The organism is Yersinia artesiana (assembly GCF_902726545.1).
GTDB classification, from domain to species: domain Bacteria; phylum Pseudomonadota; class Gammaproteobacteria; order Enterobacterales; family Enterobacteriaceae; genus Yersinia; species Yersinia artesiana.
Window position 1 is genome coordinate 113,190 of record NZ_CACVAD010000004.1, and the last position, 16,832, is coordinate 130,021.

Sequence of the window (16,832 nt, forward strand, 5' to 3'; positions counted from 1 at the left end):
GACGGAGTTATTTTATGCGCAACTTTTTATCCCATTCCCTGCGTAATGCTGCCATGGCGCGCAAACTAACCGAAGCCGATGTGACACCAGAAAGTATTTTTTATCAGCGCCGCAAAGTATTGCAGGCATTGGGAATCACTACCGCTACACTGGCATTGCCCACATCAGCACAGGCTGATTTGCTGGCATGGTTTAAAGGAAATGACCGCCCCAAAGCCCCTTCTGGGAAGCCGCTGGATTTCACCAAATCAACAGCTTACCATCCAGATTTGGCGCTAACGCCAGAAGATAAAGTCACCGGCTACAATAACTTCTATGAATTCGGTTTGGATAAGGCCGACCCTGCTGCCAATGCCGGAACACTGAAAACCGAAGGTTGGCAGATAAAAATCGACGGTGACGTCGCCAAACCCATGACACTCGATATTGATGATCTGATAAAACACTTCCCGCTCGAAGAACGCATTTACCGTATGCGCTGTGTTGAAGCCTGGTCAATGGTGGTACCGTGGATTGGTTTCGAATTGGGCAAATTACTCAAGTTAGTTGAACCCACCAGCAATGCCCGCTATGTCGCATTTCAAACACTTTACGCACCGGATCAAATGCCGGGACAAGAAGATCGCTTTATCGGCGGCGGCCTGAAATACCCTTATGTCGAAGGGTTACGGCTGGATGAGGCCATGCACCCACTGGCCTTTATGACCCTGGGTGTCTATGGCAAAACCCTGCCACCACAAAATGGTGCGCCACTGCGTCTCATCACCCCCTGGAAATATGGTTTTAAAGGAATAAAATCCATCGTTCATATTCGTCTGACTCATGAGCAACCTCCGACAACCTGGAACCTGAGTGCGCCCAACGAATATGGCTTTTATGCCAATGTGAACCCACATGTCGATCATCCGCGCTGGTCGCAAGCAACCGAACGCTTTATTGGCTCCGGCGGAATTCTTGATGTTCAGCGCCAACCGACACTGTTGTTTAACGGCTATGCCGATCAGGTAGCTTCACTTTATCGTGGCCTGGATCTACGGAAAAACTTCTAATGCGGCTGACTTTACGACAAATCAAGTGGATCAAGGTGGCGATCTGGCTGGCCGCCGCACTGCCGTTTCTATGGCTGATTTTATCGGTAGATCAAGGCTGGTTCAGTGCTGATCCCGCCAAAGACATTCAACACTTTACCGGACGCATGACACTGAAATTGTTACTGGCGACATTGTTGGTCACGCCGCTGGCGCGCTATGGCAAGCAACCGCTGCTGATCCGCTGTCGTCGGTTGTTGGGTTTATGGTGTTTTGCCTGGGGAACCCTGCACTTGGTCAGCTACTCGGTATTGGAGCTTGGGCTGAGTAATATCGGCCTGCTGGGACGTGAACTGGTGACCCGCCCTTACCTGACGTTGGGCATAATCAGTTGGTTGTTGTTACTGTCACTGGCCGTGACATCCACCTTATGGGCGCAACGAAAAATGGGAGCTAACTGGCAAAAATTGCATAATTTGGTGTATGTTGTCGCCATTCTTGCGCCGATTCATTATCTTTGGTCGGTGAAAACCCTATCGCCACTCCCCATTATTTACGCAGTGGCAGCAGCAATATTATTGGCGTTACGTTATAAAAAATTTCGGCAATGGTGCCGCTAACCGTCTGAACTTATCGTGGTTATCCCCATCATAAATAATGTTGAACGCACAGTTCGCTATTTTTTCTATTGAATATCTTCGCTGATAAGACCAGTATTTAGCTGCTAATTGCTACGATATCATTATAATGCCCGACCTTAGTACCGATCGCAGTGTCAAATTCATCGTAAAAAGGTGACAAATCGGTGACATCAGGTTATTTTTTACGATGATGTACTAATTGCCGGAGATACCAGCACAATGTCGGATAAGTTTCACATTTTGCTTCTGAATGGCCCTAACTTGAATCTGCTTGGAACCCGTGAACCGGAAAAGTACGGTTACACGACATTGGCTGAGATTGTCAGTCAGTTAGAGACTCAAGCTCAGGGAATGGATGTGGTGCTATCCCACTTGCAGTCAAATGCAGAGCATGTGCTGATCGATAGAATTCACCAGGCGCGGGGTAATATCGACTTTATCCTGATCAATCCGGCAGCGTTTACACACACCAGTGTTGCACTGCGTGATGCGCTGTTAGGTGTGCAGATCCCGTTTATCGAGATTCACTTGTCTAACGTGCATGCCCGGGAGCCTTTCCGTCATCATTCATATCTCTCTGATATCGCGGTTGGCGTAATCTGTGGACTTGGCGCAGATGGCTACAACTTTGCTTTACAGGCAGCGGTAAATCGCTTGTCAAAATCCAACTAGACCCGAAATAATTCGAGTTGCAGGAAGGCGGCAACTGAGCGAATCCCCATGAGCTTATTGATTTTCAAGTCAATGGCAGTCAGTGTCCGGGGTGAACGAAGGCAGCCAACATACATGCAACCTGATGAATGATGGGTATAATTGCAACACACAAAGAGTACGGAATCACACTCATGGATATTCGTAAGATTAAGAAACTGATCGAACTGGTTGAAGAGTCCGGCATTTCAGAGCTGGAAATCTCAGAAGGCGAAGAGTCAGTACGTATCAGTCGTGCTCCCGCCGCACCAAACTACCCAATGATGCAACAGCCATATGCTTTTGCTGCACCACAGCAGCAGCCAGCGCTGGCCGCCGCCGTTGCTCCAGCACCTGCTGAAGCCGCAGCACCAGCATCCATCAGTGGCCATATCGTGCGCTCCCCAATGGTCGGTACGTTCTACCGCACCCCGAGCCCGGATGCTAAATCCTTCATTGAAGTAGGTCAGAAAGTTTCTGTTGGTGACACTCTTTGCATCGTTGAAGCGATGAAAATGATGAACCAAATCGAAGCAGATAAATCCGGTACTGTAAAAGCCATTCTGGTTGAAAACGGTCAACCGGTTGAATTCGACGAGCCTCTTGTCGTCATCGAGTAACGAGGCGTTCCATGCTTGATAAAATCGTAATCGCTAACCGCGGTGAGATTGCGCTACGTATCCTGCGAGCTTGTAAAGAGCTGGGGATCAAAACTGTTGCAGTTCACTCTGTTGCGGATCGTGATCTTAAACACGTGTTATTGGCTGACGAGACTGTCTGTATCGGTCCCGCACCTTCTGTTAAAAGCTATCTGAACATTCCAGCAATCATTTCTGCTGCGGAGATAACCGGCGCGGTGGCTATTCACCCCGGCTATGGTTTCCTGTCTGAAAATGCTGATTTTGCCGAACAGGTAGAACGTTCAGGTTTCATCTTCATCGGCCCACGCGCCGAAACTATTCGCCTGATGGGTGACAAGGTTTCGGCGATAAATGCCATGAAGAAAGCCGGTGTACCTTGCGTACCAGGCTCTGATGGCCCACTGGACGACGACACTGCCAAGAACAAAGCCTTTGCCAAACGAATCGGTTATCCGGTCATTATCAAGGCATCAGGTGGTGGTGGTGGTCGTGGTATGCGTGTCGTTCGTCACGACAAAGATCTTGAGCAATCCATCAACATGACCCGTGCGGAAGCCAAAGCGGCTTTCAATAACGACATTGTTTACATGGAAAAATACCTGGAAAACCCACGCCATATCGAAATTCAGATTTTGGCTGACGGCCAGGGTAATGCTATCTATCTGGCTGAGCGTGACTGTTCTATGCAGCGCCGCCACCAGAAAGTGGTTGAAGAGGCACCAGCACCAGGTATCACCAGCGAAATGCGCCGTCATATCGGTGAGCGCTGTGCGAAAGCCTGTGTGGAAATCGGCTATCGTGGCGCAGGGACTTTCGAGTTCCTGTATGAAAACGGCGAGTTCTATTTCATCGAAATGAACACCCGTATTCAGGTTGAACACCCGGTTACCGAAATGATTACCGGTGTTGATTTGATCAAAGAACAGCTGCGCATTGCTGCGGGCCAACCTCTCTCCATCAAACAAGATGAAGTGAAAGTCCATGGTCACGCAGTAGAATGCCGTATCAACGCCGAAGATCCGAATACCTTCCTGCCGAGTCCGGGTAAAATTACCCGTTTCCATGCGCCGGGTGGTTTTGGTGTGCGTTGGGAGTCTCATATTTATGCCGGTTATACTGTGCCGCCATATTATGACTCCATGATCGGCAAGCTGATCACTTATGGTGAAAACCGTGATGTTGCTATCGCCCGCATGAAGAATGCGCTGGCAGAACTCATTATCGATGGCATCAAGACCAACGTTGAGTTACAGCAACGCATCATGAACGACGAAAACTTCCAGCACGGTGGTGCCAATATCCACTATCTGGAGAAAAAACTCGGGTTGCAAGAAACCTGATATTTCGCCTTTCATGTGTTTTATCTTTTATATCAGGGCCGGTTAATCATCGGCCTTTTTCTTTGTTTGATTTTCTTTTGATTGATATAGCTGGCGTATCGCATAACTGCAGCTAACAACGCTGTTGTGCCAAGTACGAAGGGTATTGGAGAGAATATGGACACAAGGTTCCTACAGGCGAACAAAGAAGCACGCTGGGCCTTTGGCTTAACGCTGGCTTATCTGGCTGGGTGGATAATAACGGCGTATTTACCGGGCAACATTGCTGGGATAAGCGGCCTGCCTGCCTGGTTTGAAGCCGCCTGTATTGCACTGCCACTGCTGTTTATTGTGCTGTGCTGGTTAATGGTACGCGTCATATTTCGCGATATCCCATTGGAGGATGACAATGCAAACTGATGTCATCCTGCCATTAGTGGGCTATCTGGTTATGGTATTTGGCTTATCCGTTTATGCTTATACCCGCCGCAAAACCGGGAATTTCCTCAATGAATACTTCATCGGCAGCCGCTCGATGGGGGGATTCGTACTGGCAATGACCCTGACCGCCACTTATATCAGTGCCAGCTCATTTATCGGCGGGCCAGGTGCTGCTTATAAATACGGCCTTGGCTGGGTGCTGTTGGCCATGATTCAATTACCCGCAGTGTGGTTATCACTGGGCGTATTGGGTAAAAAATTCGCCATTCTGGCGCGGCGTTATAATGCTGTGACCCTCAACGACATGTTGTATGCCCGCTATCAGAGCCGCTTATTGGTATGGCTTGCCAGCCTCAGCTTACTGGTGGCATTTGTCGGCGCCATGACAGTACAATTTATTGGTGGCGCACGTTTGCTGGAAACCGCAGCGGGTATCCCTTATGACACGGGTTTACTGATTTTCGGTATCAGTATCGCGCTATATACCTCTTTTGGTGGTTTCCGCGCCAGTGTACTCAACGACGCCATGCAAGGGCTGGTGATGTTGGTCGGCACCATTTTGCTGTTGGTGGCGGTTATCCATGCCGCAGGTGGGCTACATAAAGCCGTCGAAACCCTACAGCATATTGATCCCGCACTGGTTTCTCCGCAGGGTGGCGATCAGATCCTCGATCTGCCGTTTATGGCATCATTCTGGATCCTGGTGTGCTTCGGGGTTATTGGCCTACCACATACCGCCGTACGTTGTATTTCGTACCGTGATAGTAAAGCAGTGCACCGCGGCATTATCCTCGGCACCATTGTGGTGGCAATCTTGATGTTTGGTATGCATTTAGCTGGCGCATTAGGCCGGGCCGTGTTGCCGGATCTGAAGATCCCGGATCAAGTGATCCCAACACTGATGATAACCGTGCTGCCCCCCTTTGCTGCCGGGATCTTTTTGGCGGCACCGATGGCGGCGATCATGTCGACCATCAATGCCCAGTTGCTGCAATCCTCTGCTACCATAGTGAAAGATTTATACCTCAATCTGCGGCCGGAAGAGCTGAAGAATGAACGTAAACTGACACGTATCTCCAGTTTGTCGACACTGGTGCTCGGATTACTACTGCTACTTGCCGCCTGGAGGCCACCAGAAATGATTATCTGGCTGAATCTATTAGCCTTTGGCGGCCTGGAAGCCGTATTCCTCTGGCCACTGGTGTTAGGGTTGTACTGGGAGCGCGCCAATGCTCACGGTGCCCTTAGCTCAATGATTGTCGGTGCGATATGCTATACCGTGCTGGCTAGTTTCGACATTAAGATTGCTGGTTTACATCCAATAGTGCCCTCTCTGGTGCTTAACCTGCTGGCGTTTTATATCGGTAATCAGTTTGGCGATAGAGCGCGAGCGCGGCAGCCCGTCATCGCCAACACGGAATAGAATCGCTATTTACCGCTATTATTTACCGAAACCTTATTGATAAAAGCCGATCCAGGAACGCGAGTTGCGGATCGGTTTTGGAAGAGAAAAGCTATGCCTTGGATCCAACTAAAATTAAACACCACCGGCAATCAGGCCGAATCCCTTGGGGACGCGCTAATCGAAAGTGGCGCGGTATCCGTAACTTTTCAGGATACCCACGATAACCCTGTATTTGAACCGCTGCCCGGTGAAACCCGTCTATGGGGCGATACCGATGTCATCGGTCTGTATGATGCAGAAACCGATATGGCAGAAGTGATTGCCATGCTGGAATATCACCCGCAGATCGGAAAAGGTTTCATCCATAAAATTGAACAGTTGGAAGATAAAGATTGGGAACGCGAATGGATGGATAACTTCCATCCGATGCGTTTTGGCGAACGTCTGTGGATCTGCCCGAGCTGGCGCGATGTGCCCGACCCCACTGCCGTTAACGTGATGCTTGACCCCGGTTTGGCGTTTGGTACCGGTACCCACCCGACGACCGCACTGTGTCTGCAATGGCTTGATGGCCTCAGTCTGGAAGGGAAAACAGTTATCGACTTCGGTTGTGGCTCTGGCATCCTGGCGATAGCGGCGCTAAAACTCGGTGCAGCGCGCGCTATTGGCATTGATATCGATCCGCAAGCCATTCAGGCCAGTCGTGATAACGCGCAACGTAATGGCGTTTCAGAGCGTCTGGAGCTGTATCTCGCCAAAGACCAACCAGCCGATTTATCCGCTGACGTGGTGGTCGCCAATATCCTGGCTGGCCCATTACGTGAACTCGCGCCGTTGATTAGCGTCTTGCCCGTTGCAGGCGGCCATCTTGGCTTGTCAGGCGTGTTGGCAACGCAAGCGGCGGGTGTCGCACAGGCTTATGAGGACAAATTCACTCTCGACCCGGTGGCAGAGAAAGAAGAGTGGTGCCGCATCACCGGTATTAAGAAGTAATACCGCCAGCAAGTTATTGGCGTCGCAGCTTATATTCATTGCTGTGACGCCAAATTCGAAGGATAGCGCTAGCATTTCTCTGCATCAGGCCGCAATCCATCGATCATTATTTTTAACTGAAATGAGATGTCGAACTCATTTATATCTACTCTTTATCATTGATTTGATGAATAAATCAGCACTTTCGACCGCAGTTATGCTGCGTCAGCAGTCGATAATTATGTTGTTTAGTAGAAAATCATTAAGCGCACAAATTAGCCACACCAAGCTAACCCAATGTTATATATAGTTAAATAATTAATTAGCCAAGATTATCCTGTAACTTATTGCTCTTTTTTCATCAATTGGTCAAAGTTTGGCCTTTCATCTGAGCGCAAAAATGCGTAATATACGCGCCCTTACGGACACAGTGTGGTCATTCTTTGTCTATGCGTATTGGACACATCCAGCTTACAAATTGCCTGATTGCCGCCCCGATGGCTGGTATAACAGACCGCCCCTTCAGAGCGCTATGTCATGGCATGGGGGCTGGGATGACTGTATCTGAAATGCTCTCCTCTAACCCAGAGGTATGGCGGACGGATAAGTCGCGTTTGCGCATGGTTCATAGCGATGAGCCAGGAATTCGTACCGTGCAGATTGCCGGTAACGACCCGGATGAGATGGCAGCAGCCGCCAAAATCAATGTGGCGAATGGTGCACAAATCATCGACATCAATATGGGATGTCCGGCCAAGAAAGTGAACCGCAAACTGGCAGGATCTGCATTATTGCAACATCCTGATCTGGTCAAACAGATCCTCTCCGCAGTGGTTAATGCGGTAGATGTGCCGGTAACGTTGAAGATCCGGACTGGTTGGTCTGCCGAACACCGTAACTGTATAGAAATTGCCCAACTGGCTGAAAATTGTGGTATACAAGCCCTGACGATTCATGGCCGAACCCGTTCTTGCCTGTTTAATGGTGAGGCGGAATACGACAGTATTCGGTCAGTTAAGCAGATTGTTTCCATTCCGGTTATCGCGAATGGCGACATCACTGACCCGCATAAAGCCAGAGCGGTGCTCGACTACACTGGGGCTGATGCCCTGATGATAGGACGTGCTGCTCAGGGAAGACCTTGGATCTTCCGGGAAATCCAGCATTATCTGGACACTGGGGAGCTGCTGCCACCGATGCCACTTGGCGAAGTACAGCGCTTGTTGGACGGGCATATACGGGAATTGCACGACTTTTATGGTCCAGGCAAGGGATTTCGTATTGCACGTAAACACGTCTCTTGGTATCTCCAGGAGCACGCCCCTAACGACCAGTTTCGGCGCACATTCAACGCCATTGAGGATGCCAGCGAACAGCTGGAGGCGTTGGAGGCATATTTCGAAAATCTTGCGTAAACAGAAAAAAGAGCTGACAGAACTATGTTCGAACAACGCGTAAATTCTGACGTACTGACCGTTGCAACCGTAAATTCACAAGATCAGGTGACTCAAAAGCCTTTGCGTGACTCGGTTAAACAAGCACTGAAGAACTATTTTGCTCAACTGAATGGTCAGGATGTAAGTGACCTGTATGAGTTGGTACTGGCTGAAGTTGAACAGCCATTGTTGGACATGGTGATGCAATACACCCGTGGCAACCAAACCCGCGCTGCCCTGATGATGGGCATCAACCGTGGCACGCTGCGTAAGAAATTGAAAAAATACGGCATGAACTGATACTAGTCAGTTAACTTGTTGTTTAAAAAGGCGTACTCCACACGGAGCGCGCCTTTTTTATTATTTAGAAAACTTCAACCCGATTGCGCCCGTGCTGTTTCGCGCGATATAGCGCCTCATCGGCCCGTTTCAGCGCATCCTCTGGCATTCCTTCGCCATTCCAGAACGCCACACCCAATGAAATCGTGATAGGTCGGATGTCCGCCATCAACATCATTTCTACATTATGCCGTAACCGTTTGGCGACCTGTGTGGCAACCTCAGGCACGGTGCCGGGTAACAACATCAAAAACTCTTCACCACCGCTGCGACACAAGATATCGCTGTCACGGGAGCTTTCACGGATTTGTATCGCCAATTGTTTGATAACTTCATCACCGACGTCATGACCATAAGAGTCATTAATCGCTTTAAAGTGATCAATATCCAATGCAATAACAGAAAAATGCTGTCCGAGCTGCGCGATAGGTTCAAGCGTTGTCGCCAGTCCGCGTCGGTTATACAGGCCGGTCATGGGATCGGTTTGGGCCTCAAACCTCAGTTTACCGATTTTCTTTTGCAACAGACTGATGCCTATCAGCAATGCCCGTTTGAGCTGAGTCGCTTCGAAATACCATGAGGGAATCTCTTTAATGCTGCTGGCAATATCTGGCTTATCCATATCATTGGCGCTGCCAGCAAGTAACCACAGCGGGCGGGCGATTAAGCGGGATAACAACCAAACCCCCAGCAAGGTCAGTAAGGCCAGTGGCGCTATATGACCCAAGCCTTTTAGCATCAACCCTTCCAGGGGCTTCAAAGTGGATGACTCTGGCCGCAGAGTAATAATTTCCCAACCAGACGGCTCCACAACAGCGTAACCCGCCAACATCGACTCGCCACTGGTGCTGGTCACCATCAAGCTACCATTGTCAGCGTTTTTGACGGCCGCGGTAATCGGCTTCGGCTCCAGTATCTCGCCAATACGGTTCACATCCCGGTGATATAAAATGCGCCGATCATGGTCGAGCACCACAATGTAAGAGCCATCGCGATAATAATGCTCACCCAATAATTCATTTAAAATGCTTTGTTTACGCAGATAAATCGTCCCACCTATATAGCCGCGATAGCGTCCATCTGGCGTGATAATAGGTGACGATATATTGATAACCAAATTATTGGCTGCTGACACATAGGGTTTACTGATAAGCGGACGCCGGGCTTTTAGTGCCTCCGCCGATCCTGGCGAGGTCAAGGTATGACCCAAGAGTTGCAGGCTATCTGGCGATGTAGCACGAACAATGCCGTGAGCATCCGTTATCACTACCGAATTAAAACTGTCTGTTTGGTATTTGAGCCGTGCGGTTTCTGCTTGCAGAACGGCCTGATCGTCAAAATGCTTAGCGGCGATCATGCTGCTGTAGTGAAGCTGCTTTTGCGCACTTCGCACAAAAATTTCAGCACTGGACGCCAGCTTAGTGGCATAAACACGGTTAGCTTCCAGTGTGTTATCAATCAATAGCTGCCGTTGAACCCGATAACTGGCATAGAAGCTATTCGCCAGAGTCACAAAGGCACTCATTACAGCCAGAATAAGAATTAAGCGACCTAAGTCGAGGCGGAAAATCTTGGTTGAAATCATCGAGCGTAACAAGACAACATTCCTGAAGAGGTTAATCGGCGATATTGGGTATTGACGTTAACATGAAAAGTCAGCGGGAACTCGCCTATATGAGTATCTGCTCATTATTTATCTCCTCAAATGAATTGTTATCACGCTATAGTCATTATTAACAGTTACCTATACCCTAAATAATTCGAGTTGCAGGAAGGCGGCCAACGCACATGCAGCTTGAAGTATGATGGGTATATGGCTTTGGTGATTGTTAGCTGACGTCTGACTTGTACTGATAATTAGGGGTTCATGATGAATAAACTGGTCATTGTTGTCGCTCTCGCGGCTACCGTATTAAGTGGATGTGCCAACAACAGAACGGCGTCTGGTGATACTTTCACTGCTTCTCAGGCACGACAAGTACAGACTGTGACTTACGGCACGGTGGTCTCAGCGCGGCCAGTCACCATTCAGGGTGGTGATAAGAATAATGTCGCTGGTGCCATTGGTGGTGCTGTGGTGGGTGGCTTCCTGGGGAATACTATCGGCGGTGGTCGCGGTAATAGCCTGGCGACAGCGGGCGGTGTCGTTGCTGGCGGTATGGCGGGTCAGGGCGTACAAAGCGCAATGAACCGCAGTGAAGGTGTCCAACTGGAAATCCGTCGCGATGATGGCAGTAGCATCGTCGTCGTACAAGCGCAGGGGCCAACCCGCTTCAGCGCAGGTCAACGCGTTATCATTGCCAGTGATCGCAGCGGTACCGTGACAGTTTCTCCTCGTTAAATTCAAATGCCGGGGGTATTCCCCCGGTACTTAGCGGCCTAATGCAAAAAAAAATCGCAGTTTTTTTATTGGCCTAATTGACTGTTTAGTCACATTAAAATAGCAAAATTCATGCATATCCAGCTAAAAAAATCATTGATATTGGTTATGGCAGTCAAATATTAGGTTGCCACAAGTAATGTGTTGTGGTTAAATAGCGTCATCGGTTTGGAACACAGACCTTATGAAAGCAGTTTTAGTAAAGCAGTCCTCAGTTCAAGCGTTATCCATAGATATCCCTTCTCCGTGAGTCTCCTCCTAAGTGCCCAATAAGTTATCCTCTGAAAGACAGACCACGTTCGCCGCTGTATTGTGGCAAAAAAATAATTGAAGGAAGTATCTCTATGTCTAATAAAATGACTGGTTTAGTAAAATGGTTTGACGCTGGTAAAGGTTTTGGTTTCATTACTCCTGCTGACGGCAGCAAAGATGTGTTTGTTCACTTCTCTGCTATCCAGAGCAATGATTTCAAAACCCTGGATGAAGGTCAAAAAGTTGAGTTCTCTATCGAGAACGGCGCTAAAGGCCCATCAGCAGCAAACGTAGTCGCCCTGTAATTCAGTGTGATTAGGGGAGCAGGCTGCCAATAGCGATGACGGCCAGACCCGAGCAGAGCACCCGCTCCCCAAGTAAATTAAGTAACAGTAAGTAGTACCCGGTTGACAGTAACATTTATGCAAGCAGTTTTAGTAAAGCAGTTCCCCGTATTAGCGTTATCAGACAGATACCTCTTCTCCGCGAAATTCCTTCTAAGTGCCCCATAAGTTGTGCCCAAGCCTATTCGCTCGCCTATGGCGGCAATCAAAAATAATTGAAGGAAGTATCTCTATGTCTAATAAAATGACTGGTTTAGTAAAATGGTTTAACGCTGATAAAGGTTTTGGTTTCATCACTCCTGCTGATGGCAGCAAAGACGTGTTCGTTCACTTCTCTGCTATCCAGAGCAATGATTTCAAAACCCTGGATGAAGGCCAAAAAGTTGAGTTCTCTATCGAGAACGGCGCTAAAGGCCCATCAGCGGTAAACGTTATTGCTCTGTAAGAGTCAATAATGATACCCAAGTCATTGAGCTACGGCTTTAATGATGCAGGTATATCGGAATGATTTACGATAGCGATGAAGGTGATAGCCCTGAGCAGTTAAATCGTTCTGAATAAGATAACCCGCCTTTGTGCGGGTTTTTTGTTACAGTCGATATGACCCTATCCATGATCATATAAGTTTATGATCAGACAAACACGGCATGTTCGATGATCAATGTTTATGTATTAACAGATGCTCAGAAAACATTAAACCATCTGTCCGCCATTTATCTTATTATTTCATTTGCCATGGTTATGATATAATTCGCCAAAAGCTAGCCTCGCTTATCGATAGCCCCTCTTTTGTGACCATTCACTACGCGACTCCGCTTTTAATGTAAATAATTCGTCAATTATCGTGTTTGTGAAAACGATAGTCGACCTACGGTGTCTGAAGATATGTACCGCTATCGAATTATATCCTTATGCGCTACACGCTCGCACTTAACGTATAACGATAGAGTTCCCAATGATAAAACCGCAGAAATTCCATATTTCCCTGCTCCACCCACGCTATTGGCTGACTTGGTTCGGTCTCGGCGTACTGTTTCTGTTAGTCCAACTGCCCTACCCGCTGATCAATAAGTTAGGGATTTGGCTCGGCCGTACCTCAATGCGTTTTCTCAAACGGAGGGTTTCCATCGCCCGACGTAACCTCGAACTTTGCTTTCCTGAGATGGACAAAGCCACCCTCGAACGAACTATTGTAGGTAATTTCGAATCCTTAGGCATGGGGTTGCTGGAAACCGGTATGGCATGGTTTTGGCCCGATGCACGCGTCAAGCGCTGGTTTACTGTTTCCGGTCTGAATAACCTGAAAAAAGCGCAGGAAGGCAACCGCGGTGTCTTGGTCATTGGTGTGCATTTTATGTCGCTGGAACTGGGGGGCCGAGTGATGGGGCAATGTCAGCCGATGATGGCAATGTACCGCCCACACAATAATAAAGTGATGGAACTGGTACAGACGTGGGGCCGTATGCGTTCCAATAAGGCGATGCTAGATCGCAAAGACCTGCGCGGTATGGTGCAGGCCCTGAAGAAAGGTGAAGCCGTGTGGTTTGCGCCAGATCAGGACTACGGCCCACGTGGCAGTGTTTTTGCGCCTTTGTTTGCGGTAAATCAGGCCGCGACCACCAGCGGTACTTTTATGTTGGCGCGTCTGGCAAAACCGGCATTACTGCCGTTGGTGTTGCTGCGTAAAACGGATGGCAGCGGTTATGACCTGCTTATCCAACCGGCATTGGAAGATTATCCAATAGATGATGAATTAGCCGCCGCCCGCTACATGAATAAAGTGATTGAAAAAGAAATCATGCGCGCACCTGAGCAATATCTTTGGTTGCACCGCCGTTTCAAAACCCGCCCAGCGGGCGAAGCGTCACTCTATTAAGTCAGCGTATAAACAGGAAACCCGGTCTCGGCAGGGTTTTTTATTGCCTGAATTCCACTCTATATGGCGAAATTATGGCTGTACACCCTCCGGTGCTGCGCCGCCTATCTGTGTCGCAGCTTCACTTGCCGCAATAGCATTACGCCCCGACAATGTTTTACAGGCCGCTCCAACTACTGGGGGTGCCGTCGTGGGATAGACATCTTTGGGTGAGATATAAACCGGCGTAGTGGCGACAAAACCGTCGCTGAAAGTGGCCTCAACAAAAGTTGCCTGCCACCCAGTAGCCGGTGTGGCCAGTGCAATGTCCAGGGTATTCGCCGGTGTGATTGTCAGCGGGAATTCACTGTAGCGCACATCACAAGCATAGCGAAAATCGCGTGCGTCTGTGTTGGTAGCCGTCCATAACAGCACTTTATCTGGTGTCTCAGACAAACTCACCGTCAATGTTTGTACCTTATCTTTTATGGCGATGCTGGCATTCACTTGCGGCATTGGCATAGATTGACGTAGCCGATTAACAAAGGAAATTAATGACTGTTCGCTGAAAGCCTTAATTCCCGAGTGACTAGAATTTGGGGCAACCCGCAGTGCTTTCTCACCGGGTAATTTTTCGTAATAAAAGTCTGTATTATCAGGCACGTAAAAATCATCGCCACTGGCATTGATAATATATTTCGGAATACTAAGCCGTGATTGATACTCAGTCCCCATATACTGGAGGGGATCAATAATCTGCATCAATTTGGCAAAACCGGCAGTATCCAGCTTTTTATCAACTTCGTCCAGATAATAAGGGGTAAAAGCGATAGGCCAGTTACCGCCATAAGATTGATACATATGCTCTAATGCAGCGCGAGTATCCAGTAAATCAATCACAAACGGCGCAATGGCCACAACGCGCGAGTCCGCAATCGCCGTCAGCCAGGTGGTCCAACCACGTTTTGATAAGCCAGTAACAATGAAACTGTCTAATGCTTTCTCCGGCAGGGCTTGCTGGGCCATCGTCATAGCCTGGGAAATCGCCGCCGCCATCGGAACCTGTAAAGGTAATGTTGAACGAGACTCTGGCGCATCCATAAATAACTTCCAACTACGGGCAACACTGTAATCCTCTTTACGTGGCTCATTATCCTGCTGATATTCAAGATATTGATTGGGAATATTGCTTACGGCTATTACTACAGTGTTGGTTTGGCGGGCAATATTTTGCAATGACTCGATGGAAAAATCAGTCGGCCCGGAAACAGGAACCGTATCGGTAGCATGGTTAGTACCATTATTAATCACCACCAGCCCTTGCGTCGAAGTGCTCTCACTCGGAATAAAGACCTCAATTTCATGCTGCCAGACGGCAGGAGCGACTAAACCCTCCGGCGACCAATGTTGAGAAGTCAGTTGGTAGCGACGCCATTCCAACCCCGGCAAGTTCTCCTGACTCAACAAATTGTAGATAAGGGGTTCTGTGGCTAATTTATCTTTGTAGCAGGACAAAACCTGAGAGAAATCCGTATTGCTGCATTTTGTTGATTCAACATCTGCTTGTGCCAGACAACGGGTCGTGAGCAGCCATGGCAACACACATATCAAGGCAGTTAAATAACGAAGCATAATCCCTATCCTTTTATCTGGTTTAAGTAAAAACTGTCCCAAAGGGATTAGATAACGGATTGAGAATTCAAAAAATCCGAATTTCACCTGTATTGGCGATTTTTTATATTACGACACAGATAAAACTCGAACAGTAAACCCACTCAGCAGCCTGAAATCCCACAGATTAAAACCATAAGAACTTTCTGCACTAAAAAACACCAATTTGCCCTGAAATGCCCTATTAAAGTGCGTTTTATCCTATCGGCATCCACCCCAAAAGAGTTAACCCTTAGTAATTATCCAGTTGTTCAATGAAATATAACTCTGGCACTCCATTTGCTAATACCAAACTGGCTACACGCCAACAGACAGCGACGGTGCATCACGGGTGCGCTACAAAATTAAAATAGGCACGACTTTGCCTCACAGGACGCTTTCATGAAAAAAATAATGATTTCAACGCTGGTTGCTGCTGCATCATTAGTGGCATTGGCGGGTCAGGCCCATGCGGGCACTACTTTGGATGCGGTGAAGAAAAAAGGCTTTGTGCAATGTGGCATCAGTGATGGGTTACCTGGCTTCTCTTATGCTGATGCCAGCGGAAAATTCTCCGGCCTTGACGTTGATGTTTGTCGTGGTGTGGCTGCGGCCATCTTTGGTGATGCAGAAAAAGTAAAATATACCCCGTTGACGGCCAAGGAGCGTTTCACCGCGCTGCAATCAGGTGAAGTTGATATTTTATCCCGTAACACCACCTGGACATCATCCCGCGATGCCGGCATGGGGATGCTGTTTACCGGTGTGAACTATTATGACGGCATTGGTTTCCTGACCCACAATAAAGCCGGGCTGAAAAGTGCCAAAGAGCTGGATGGCGCCACCGTGTGTATTCAAGCCGGTACCGACACTGAGCTGAATGTCGCCGACTACTTTAAAGCCAATAAGATGCAATACACCCCGGTCACTTTCGACCGCTCCGATGAAAGTGCCAAAGCGCTGGATTCCGGCCGCTGCGATACGCTGGCTTCCGACCAATCCCAACTGTATGCATTGCGTATCAAGTTAGGTAAACCAGACGAATTTATCGTCTTACCGGAAGTCATCTCCAAAGAACCACTGGGGCCGGTGGTGCGCCGTGGCGATGAAGATTGGTTTGCCATTGTACGCTGGACTCTGTTTGCCATGCTGAACGCAGAAGAAATGGGCGTGACATCGAAAAATGTCGAAGAACTGGCAGCCAAACCGACCACACCTGATATGGCTCACCTGTTAGGTCAGGAAGGTAACTACGGGAAAGATCTGAAAGTGCCGAATGATTGGGTGGTTAAAATCGTCAAACAAGTGGGTAACTACGGCGAAAGTTTCGATCGCAATGTGGGTATGGGCAGTGAGCTGAAAATCAAACGCGGCCAAAATGCGCTGTGGAACAATGGCGGTCTGCAGTACGCACCTCCGGTTCGCTGATTTAGACTCCC

At 48.5% G+C, this 16,832-nt stretch carries 17 protein-coding genes; 15 read left to right on the top strand and 2 right to left on the bottom strand.

All coding sequences use genetic code 11. From position 1 onward, the window contains the following. The first annotated feature begins 14 nt into the window (after positions 1 to 14). The 10 genes from msrP to fis all read left to right on the top strand — a co-directional run bounded on the left by msrP (position 15) and on the right by fis (position 8,873). On the top strand, positions 15 to 1,049 hold the full coding sequence (gene msrP / locus HU019_RS02110; RefSeq protein WP_174849166.1) for a protein-methionine-sulfoxide reductase catalytic subunit MsrP: 1,035 nt from the start codon (positions 15 to 17) through the stop codon (positions 1,047 to 1,049). Next, positions 1,049 to 1,648 carry a protein-methionine-sulfoxide reductase heme-binding subunit MsrQ gene (gene msrQ, locus HU019_RS02115; RefSeq protein WP_174849167.1) on the top strand — a complete coding sequence of 200 codons (600 nt, stop codon included), beginning with the start codon at positions 1,049 to 1,051 and terminating at the stop codon, positions 1,646 to 1,648. Before msrP ends, msrQ begins: the two co-directional genes overlap by 1 nt. A 240-nt stretch (positions 1,649 to 1,888) precedes the next feature. Beyond that, entirely contained in the window at positions 1,889 to 2,341 is a 453-nt protein-coding gene (gene aroQ / locus HU019_RS02120; RefSeq protein ID WP_174849168.1) for a type II 3-dehydroquinate dehydratase, read from the top strand. Positions 2,342 to 2,514: 173 nt separating this feature from the next. Then, positions 2,515 to 2,979 carry an acetyl-CoA carboxylase biotin carboxyl carrier protein gene (gene accB, locus HU019_RS02125; protein WP_174849169.1) on the top strand — a complete coding sequence of 155 codons (465 nt, stop codon included), beginning with the start codon at positions 2,515 to 2,517 and terminating at the stop codon, positions 2,977 to 2,979. An 11-nt stretch (positions 2,980 to 2,990) separates the two neighbouring features. Beyond that, positions 2,991 to 4,340 (top strand): acetyl-CoA carboxylase biotin carboxylase subunit, encoded by a 1,350-nt coding sequence (gene accC / locus HU019_RS02130; protein WP_050078211.1) that lies wholly within the window; start codon positions 2,991 to 2,993, stop codon positions 4,338 to 4,340. A gap of 156 nt (positions 4,341 to 4,496) precedes the next feature. Beyond that, positions 4,497 to 4,739, top strand: a complete 243-nt coding sequence (locus HU019_RS02135; protein WP_005163104.1) for a YhdT family protein — start codon at positions 4,497 to 4,499, stop codon at positions 4,737 to 4,739. Then, positions 4,729 to 6,183, top strand: a complete 1,455-nt coding sequence (gene panF, locus HU019_RS02140) for a sodium/pantothenate symporter (protein ID WP_174849170.1) — start codon at positions 4,729 to 4,731, stop codon at positions 6,181 to 6,183. The genes HU019_RS02135 and panF overlap by 11 nt, the downstream gene beginning before the upstream one ends. Before the next feature lie 93 nt (positions 6,184 to 6,276). After that, positions 6,277 to 7,158, top strand: a complete 882-nt coding sequence (prmA, locus tag HU019_RS02145; protein WP_050078209.1) for a 50S ribosomal protein L11 methyltransferase — start codon at positions 6,277 to 6,279, stop codon at positions 7,156 to 7,158. Positions 7,159 to 7,586: 428 nt separating this feature from the next. Continuing rightward, complete coding sequence (gene dusB / locus HU019_RS02150) at positions 7,587 to 8,552, top strand: tRNA dihydrouridine synthase DusB (protein ID WP_050078208.1); 966 nt, start codon at positions 7,587 to 7,589, stop codon at positions 8,550 to 8,552. Between the two features lie 24 nt (positions 8,553 to 8,576). Next, the gene (gene fis, locus HU019_RS02155) at positions 8,577 to 8,873 is read left to right on the top strand and encodes a DNA-binding transcriptional regulator Fis (protein ID WP_002210061.1); all 297 of its coding nucleotides are present in this window, start codon (positions 8,577 to 8,579) and stop codon (positions 8,871 to 8,873) included. A 64-nt stretch (positions 8,874 to 8,937) separates the two neighbouring features. Here fis and HU019_RS02160 read toward each other — a convergent pair whose 3' ends face one another. After that, positions 8,938 to 10,497 (bottom strand): sensor domain-containing diguanylate cyclase, encoded by a 1,560-nt coding sequence (locus HU019_RS02160; protein ID WP_174849187.1) that lies wholly within the window; start codon positions 10,495 to 10,497, stop codon positions 8,938 to 8,940. Positions 10,498 to 10,782: 285 nt separating this feature from the next. On the opposite strand from HU019_RS02160, the gene HU019_RS02165 reads away from it, so the two are divergent. The 4 genes from HU019_RS02165 (at position 10,783) to lpxP (ending at position 13,764) form a co-directional block, all read left to right on the top strand. Beyond that, positions 10,783 to 11,253: an outer membrane lipoprotein gene (locus HU019_RS02165; RefSeq protein ID WP_019080091.1), complete on the top strand. Its 471-nt coding sequence runs from the start codon at positions 10,783 to 10,785 to the stop codon at positions 11,251 to 11,253. A 383-nt stretch (positions 11,254 to 11,636) separates the two neighbouring features. After that, complete coding sequence (cspE, locus tag HU019_RS02170; RefSeq protein ID WP_174849171.1) at positions 11,637 to 11,849, top strand: transcription antiterminator/RNA stability regulator CspE; 213 nt, start codon at positions 11,637 to 11,639, stop codon at positions 11,847 to 11,849. A 271-nt stretch (positions 11,850 to 12,120) separates the two neighbouring features. Continuing rightward, positions 12,121 to 12,333 carry a cold shock protein CspG gene (gene cspG, locus HU019_RS02175; RefSeq protein WP_005163087.1) on the top strand — a complete coding sequence of 71 codons (213 nt, stop codon included), beginning with the start codon at positions 12,121 to 12,123 and terminating at the stop codon, positions 12,331 to 12,333. Positions 12,334 to 12,843: 510 nt separating this feature from the next. Next, positions 12,844 to 13,764 carry a kdo(2)-lipid IV(A) palmitoleoyltransferase gene (lpxP, locus tag HU019_RS02180; RefSeq protein ID WP_174849172.1) on the top strand — a complete coding sequence of 307 codons (921 nt, stop codon included), beginning with the start codon at positions 12,844 to 12,846 and terminating at the stop codon, positions 13,762 to 13,764. 72 nt (positions 13,765 to 13,836) lie between these two features. Here lpxP and HU019_RS02185 read toward each other — a convergent pair whose 3' ends face one another. Further along, on the bottom strand, positions 13,837 to 15,375 hold the full coding sequence (locus tag HU019_RS02185) for a PhoPQ-activated pathogenicity-related family protein (RefSeq protein ID WP_174849173.1): 1,539 nt from the start codon (positions 15,373 to 15,375) through the stop codon (positions 13,837 to 13,839). Positions 15,376 to 15,795: 420 nt separating this feature from the next. On the opposite strand from HU019_RS02185, the gene HU019_RS02190 reads away from it, so the two are divergent. Next, entirely contained in the window at positions 15,796 to 16,821 is a 1,026-nt protein-coding gene (locus HU019_RS02190) for an amino acid ABC transporter substrate-binding protein (RefSeq protein WP_005174361.1), read from the top strand. Positions 16,822 to 16,832: the final 11 nt, after the last annotated feature.

Coding starts and splice junctions, on each gene's coding strand:
- msrP (WP_174849166.1), top strand. CDS start 15: ATGCGCAACTTTTTATCCCATTCCCTGCGTAATGCTGCCATGGCGCGC.
- msrQ (WP_174849167.1), top strand. CDS start 1,049: ATGCGGCTGACTTTACGACAAATCAAGTGGATCAAGGTGGCGATCTGG.
- aroQ (WP_174849168.1), top strand. CDS start 1,889: ATGTCGGATAAGTTTCACATTTTGCTTCTGAATGGCCCTAACTTGAAT.
- accB (WP_174849169.1), top strand. CDS start 2,515: ATGGATATTCGTAAGATTAAGAAACTGATCGAACTGGTTGAAGAGTCC.
- accC (WP_050078211.1), top strand. CDS start 2,991: ATGCTTGATAAAATCGTAATCGCTAACCGCGGTGAGATTGCGCTACGT.
- HU019_RS02135 (WP_005163104.1), top strand. CDS start 4,497: ATGGACACAAGGTTCCTACAGGCGAACAAAGAAGCACGCTGGGCCTTT.
- panF (WP_174849170.1), top strand. CDS start 4,729: ATGCAAACTGATGTCATCCTGCCATTAGTGGGCTATCTGGTTATGGTA.
- prmA (WP_050078209.1), top strand. CDS start 6,277: ATGCCTTGGATCCAACTAAAATTAAACACCACCGGCAATCAGGCCGAA.
- dusB (WP_050078208.1), top strand. CDS start 7,587: ATGCGTATTGGACACATCCAGCTTACAAATTGCCTGATTGCCGCCCCG.
- fis (WP_002210061.1), top strand. CDS start 8,577: ATGTTCGAACAACGCGTAAATTCTGACGTACTGACCGTTGCAACCGTA.
- HU019_RS02160 (WP_174849187.1), bottom strand. CDS start 10,497: ATGATTTCAACCAAGATTTTCCGCCTCGACTTAGGTCGCTTAATTCTT.
- HU019_RS02165 (WP_019080091.1), top strand. CDS start 10,783: ATGAATAAACTGGTCATTGTTGTCGCTCTCGCGGCTACCGTATTAAGT.
- cspE (WP_174849171.1), top strand. CDS start 11,637: ATGTCTAATAAAATGACTGGTTTAGTAAAATGGTTTGACGCTGGTAAA.
- cspG (WP_005163087.1), top strand. CDS start 12,121: ATGTCTAATAAAATGACTGGTTTAGTAAAATGGTTTAACGCTGATAAA.
- lpxP (WP_174849172.1), top strand. CDS start 12,844: ATGATAAAACCGCAGAAATTCCATATTTCCCTGCTCCACCCACGCTAT.
- HU019_RS02185 (WP_174849173.1), bottom strand. CDS start 15,375: ATGCTTCGTTATTTAACTGCCTTGATATGTGTGTTGCCATGGCTGCTC.
- HU019_RS02190 (WP_005174361.1), top strand. CDS start 15,796: ATGAAAAAAATAATGATTTCAACGCTGGTTGCTGCTGCATCATTAGTG.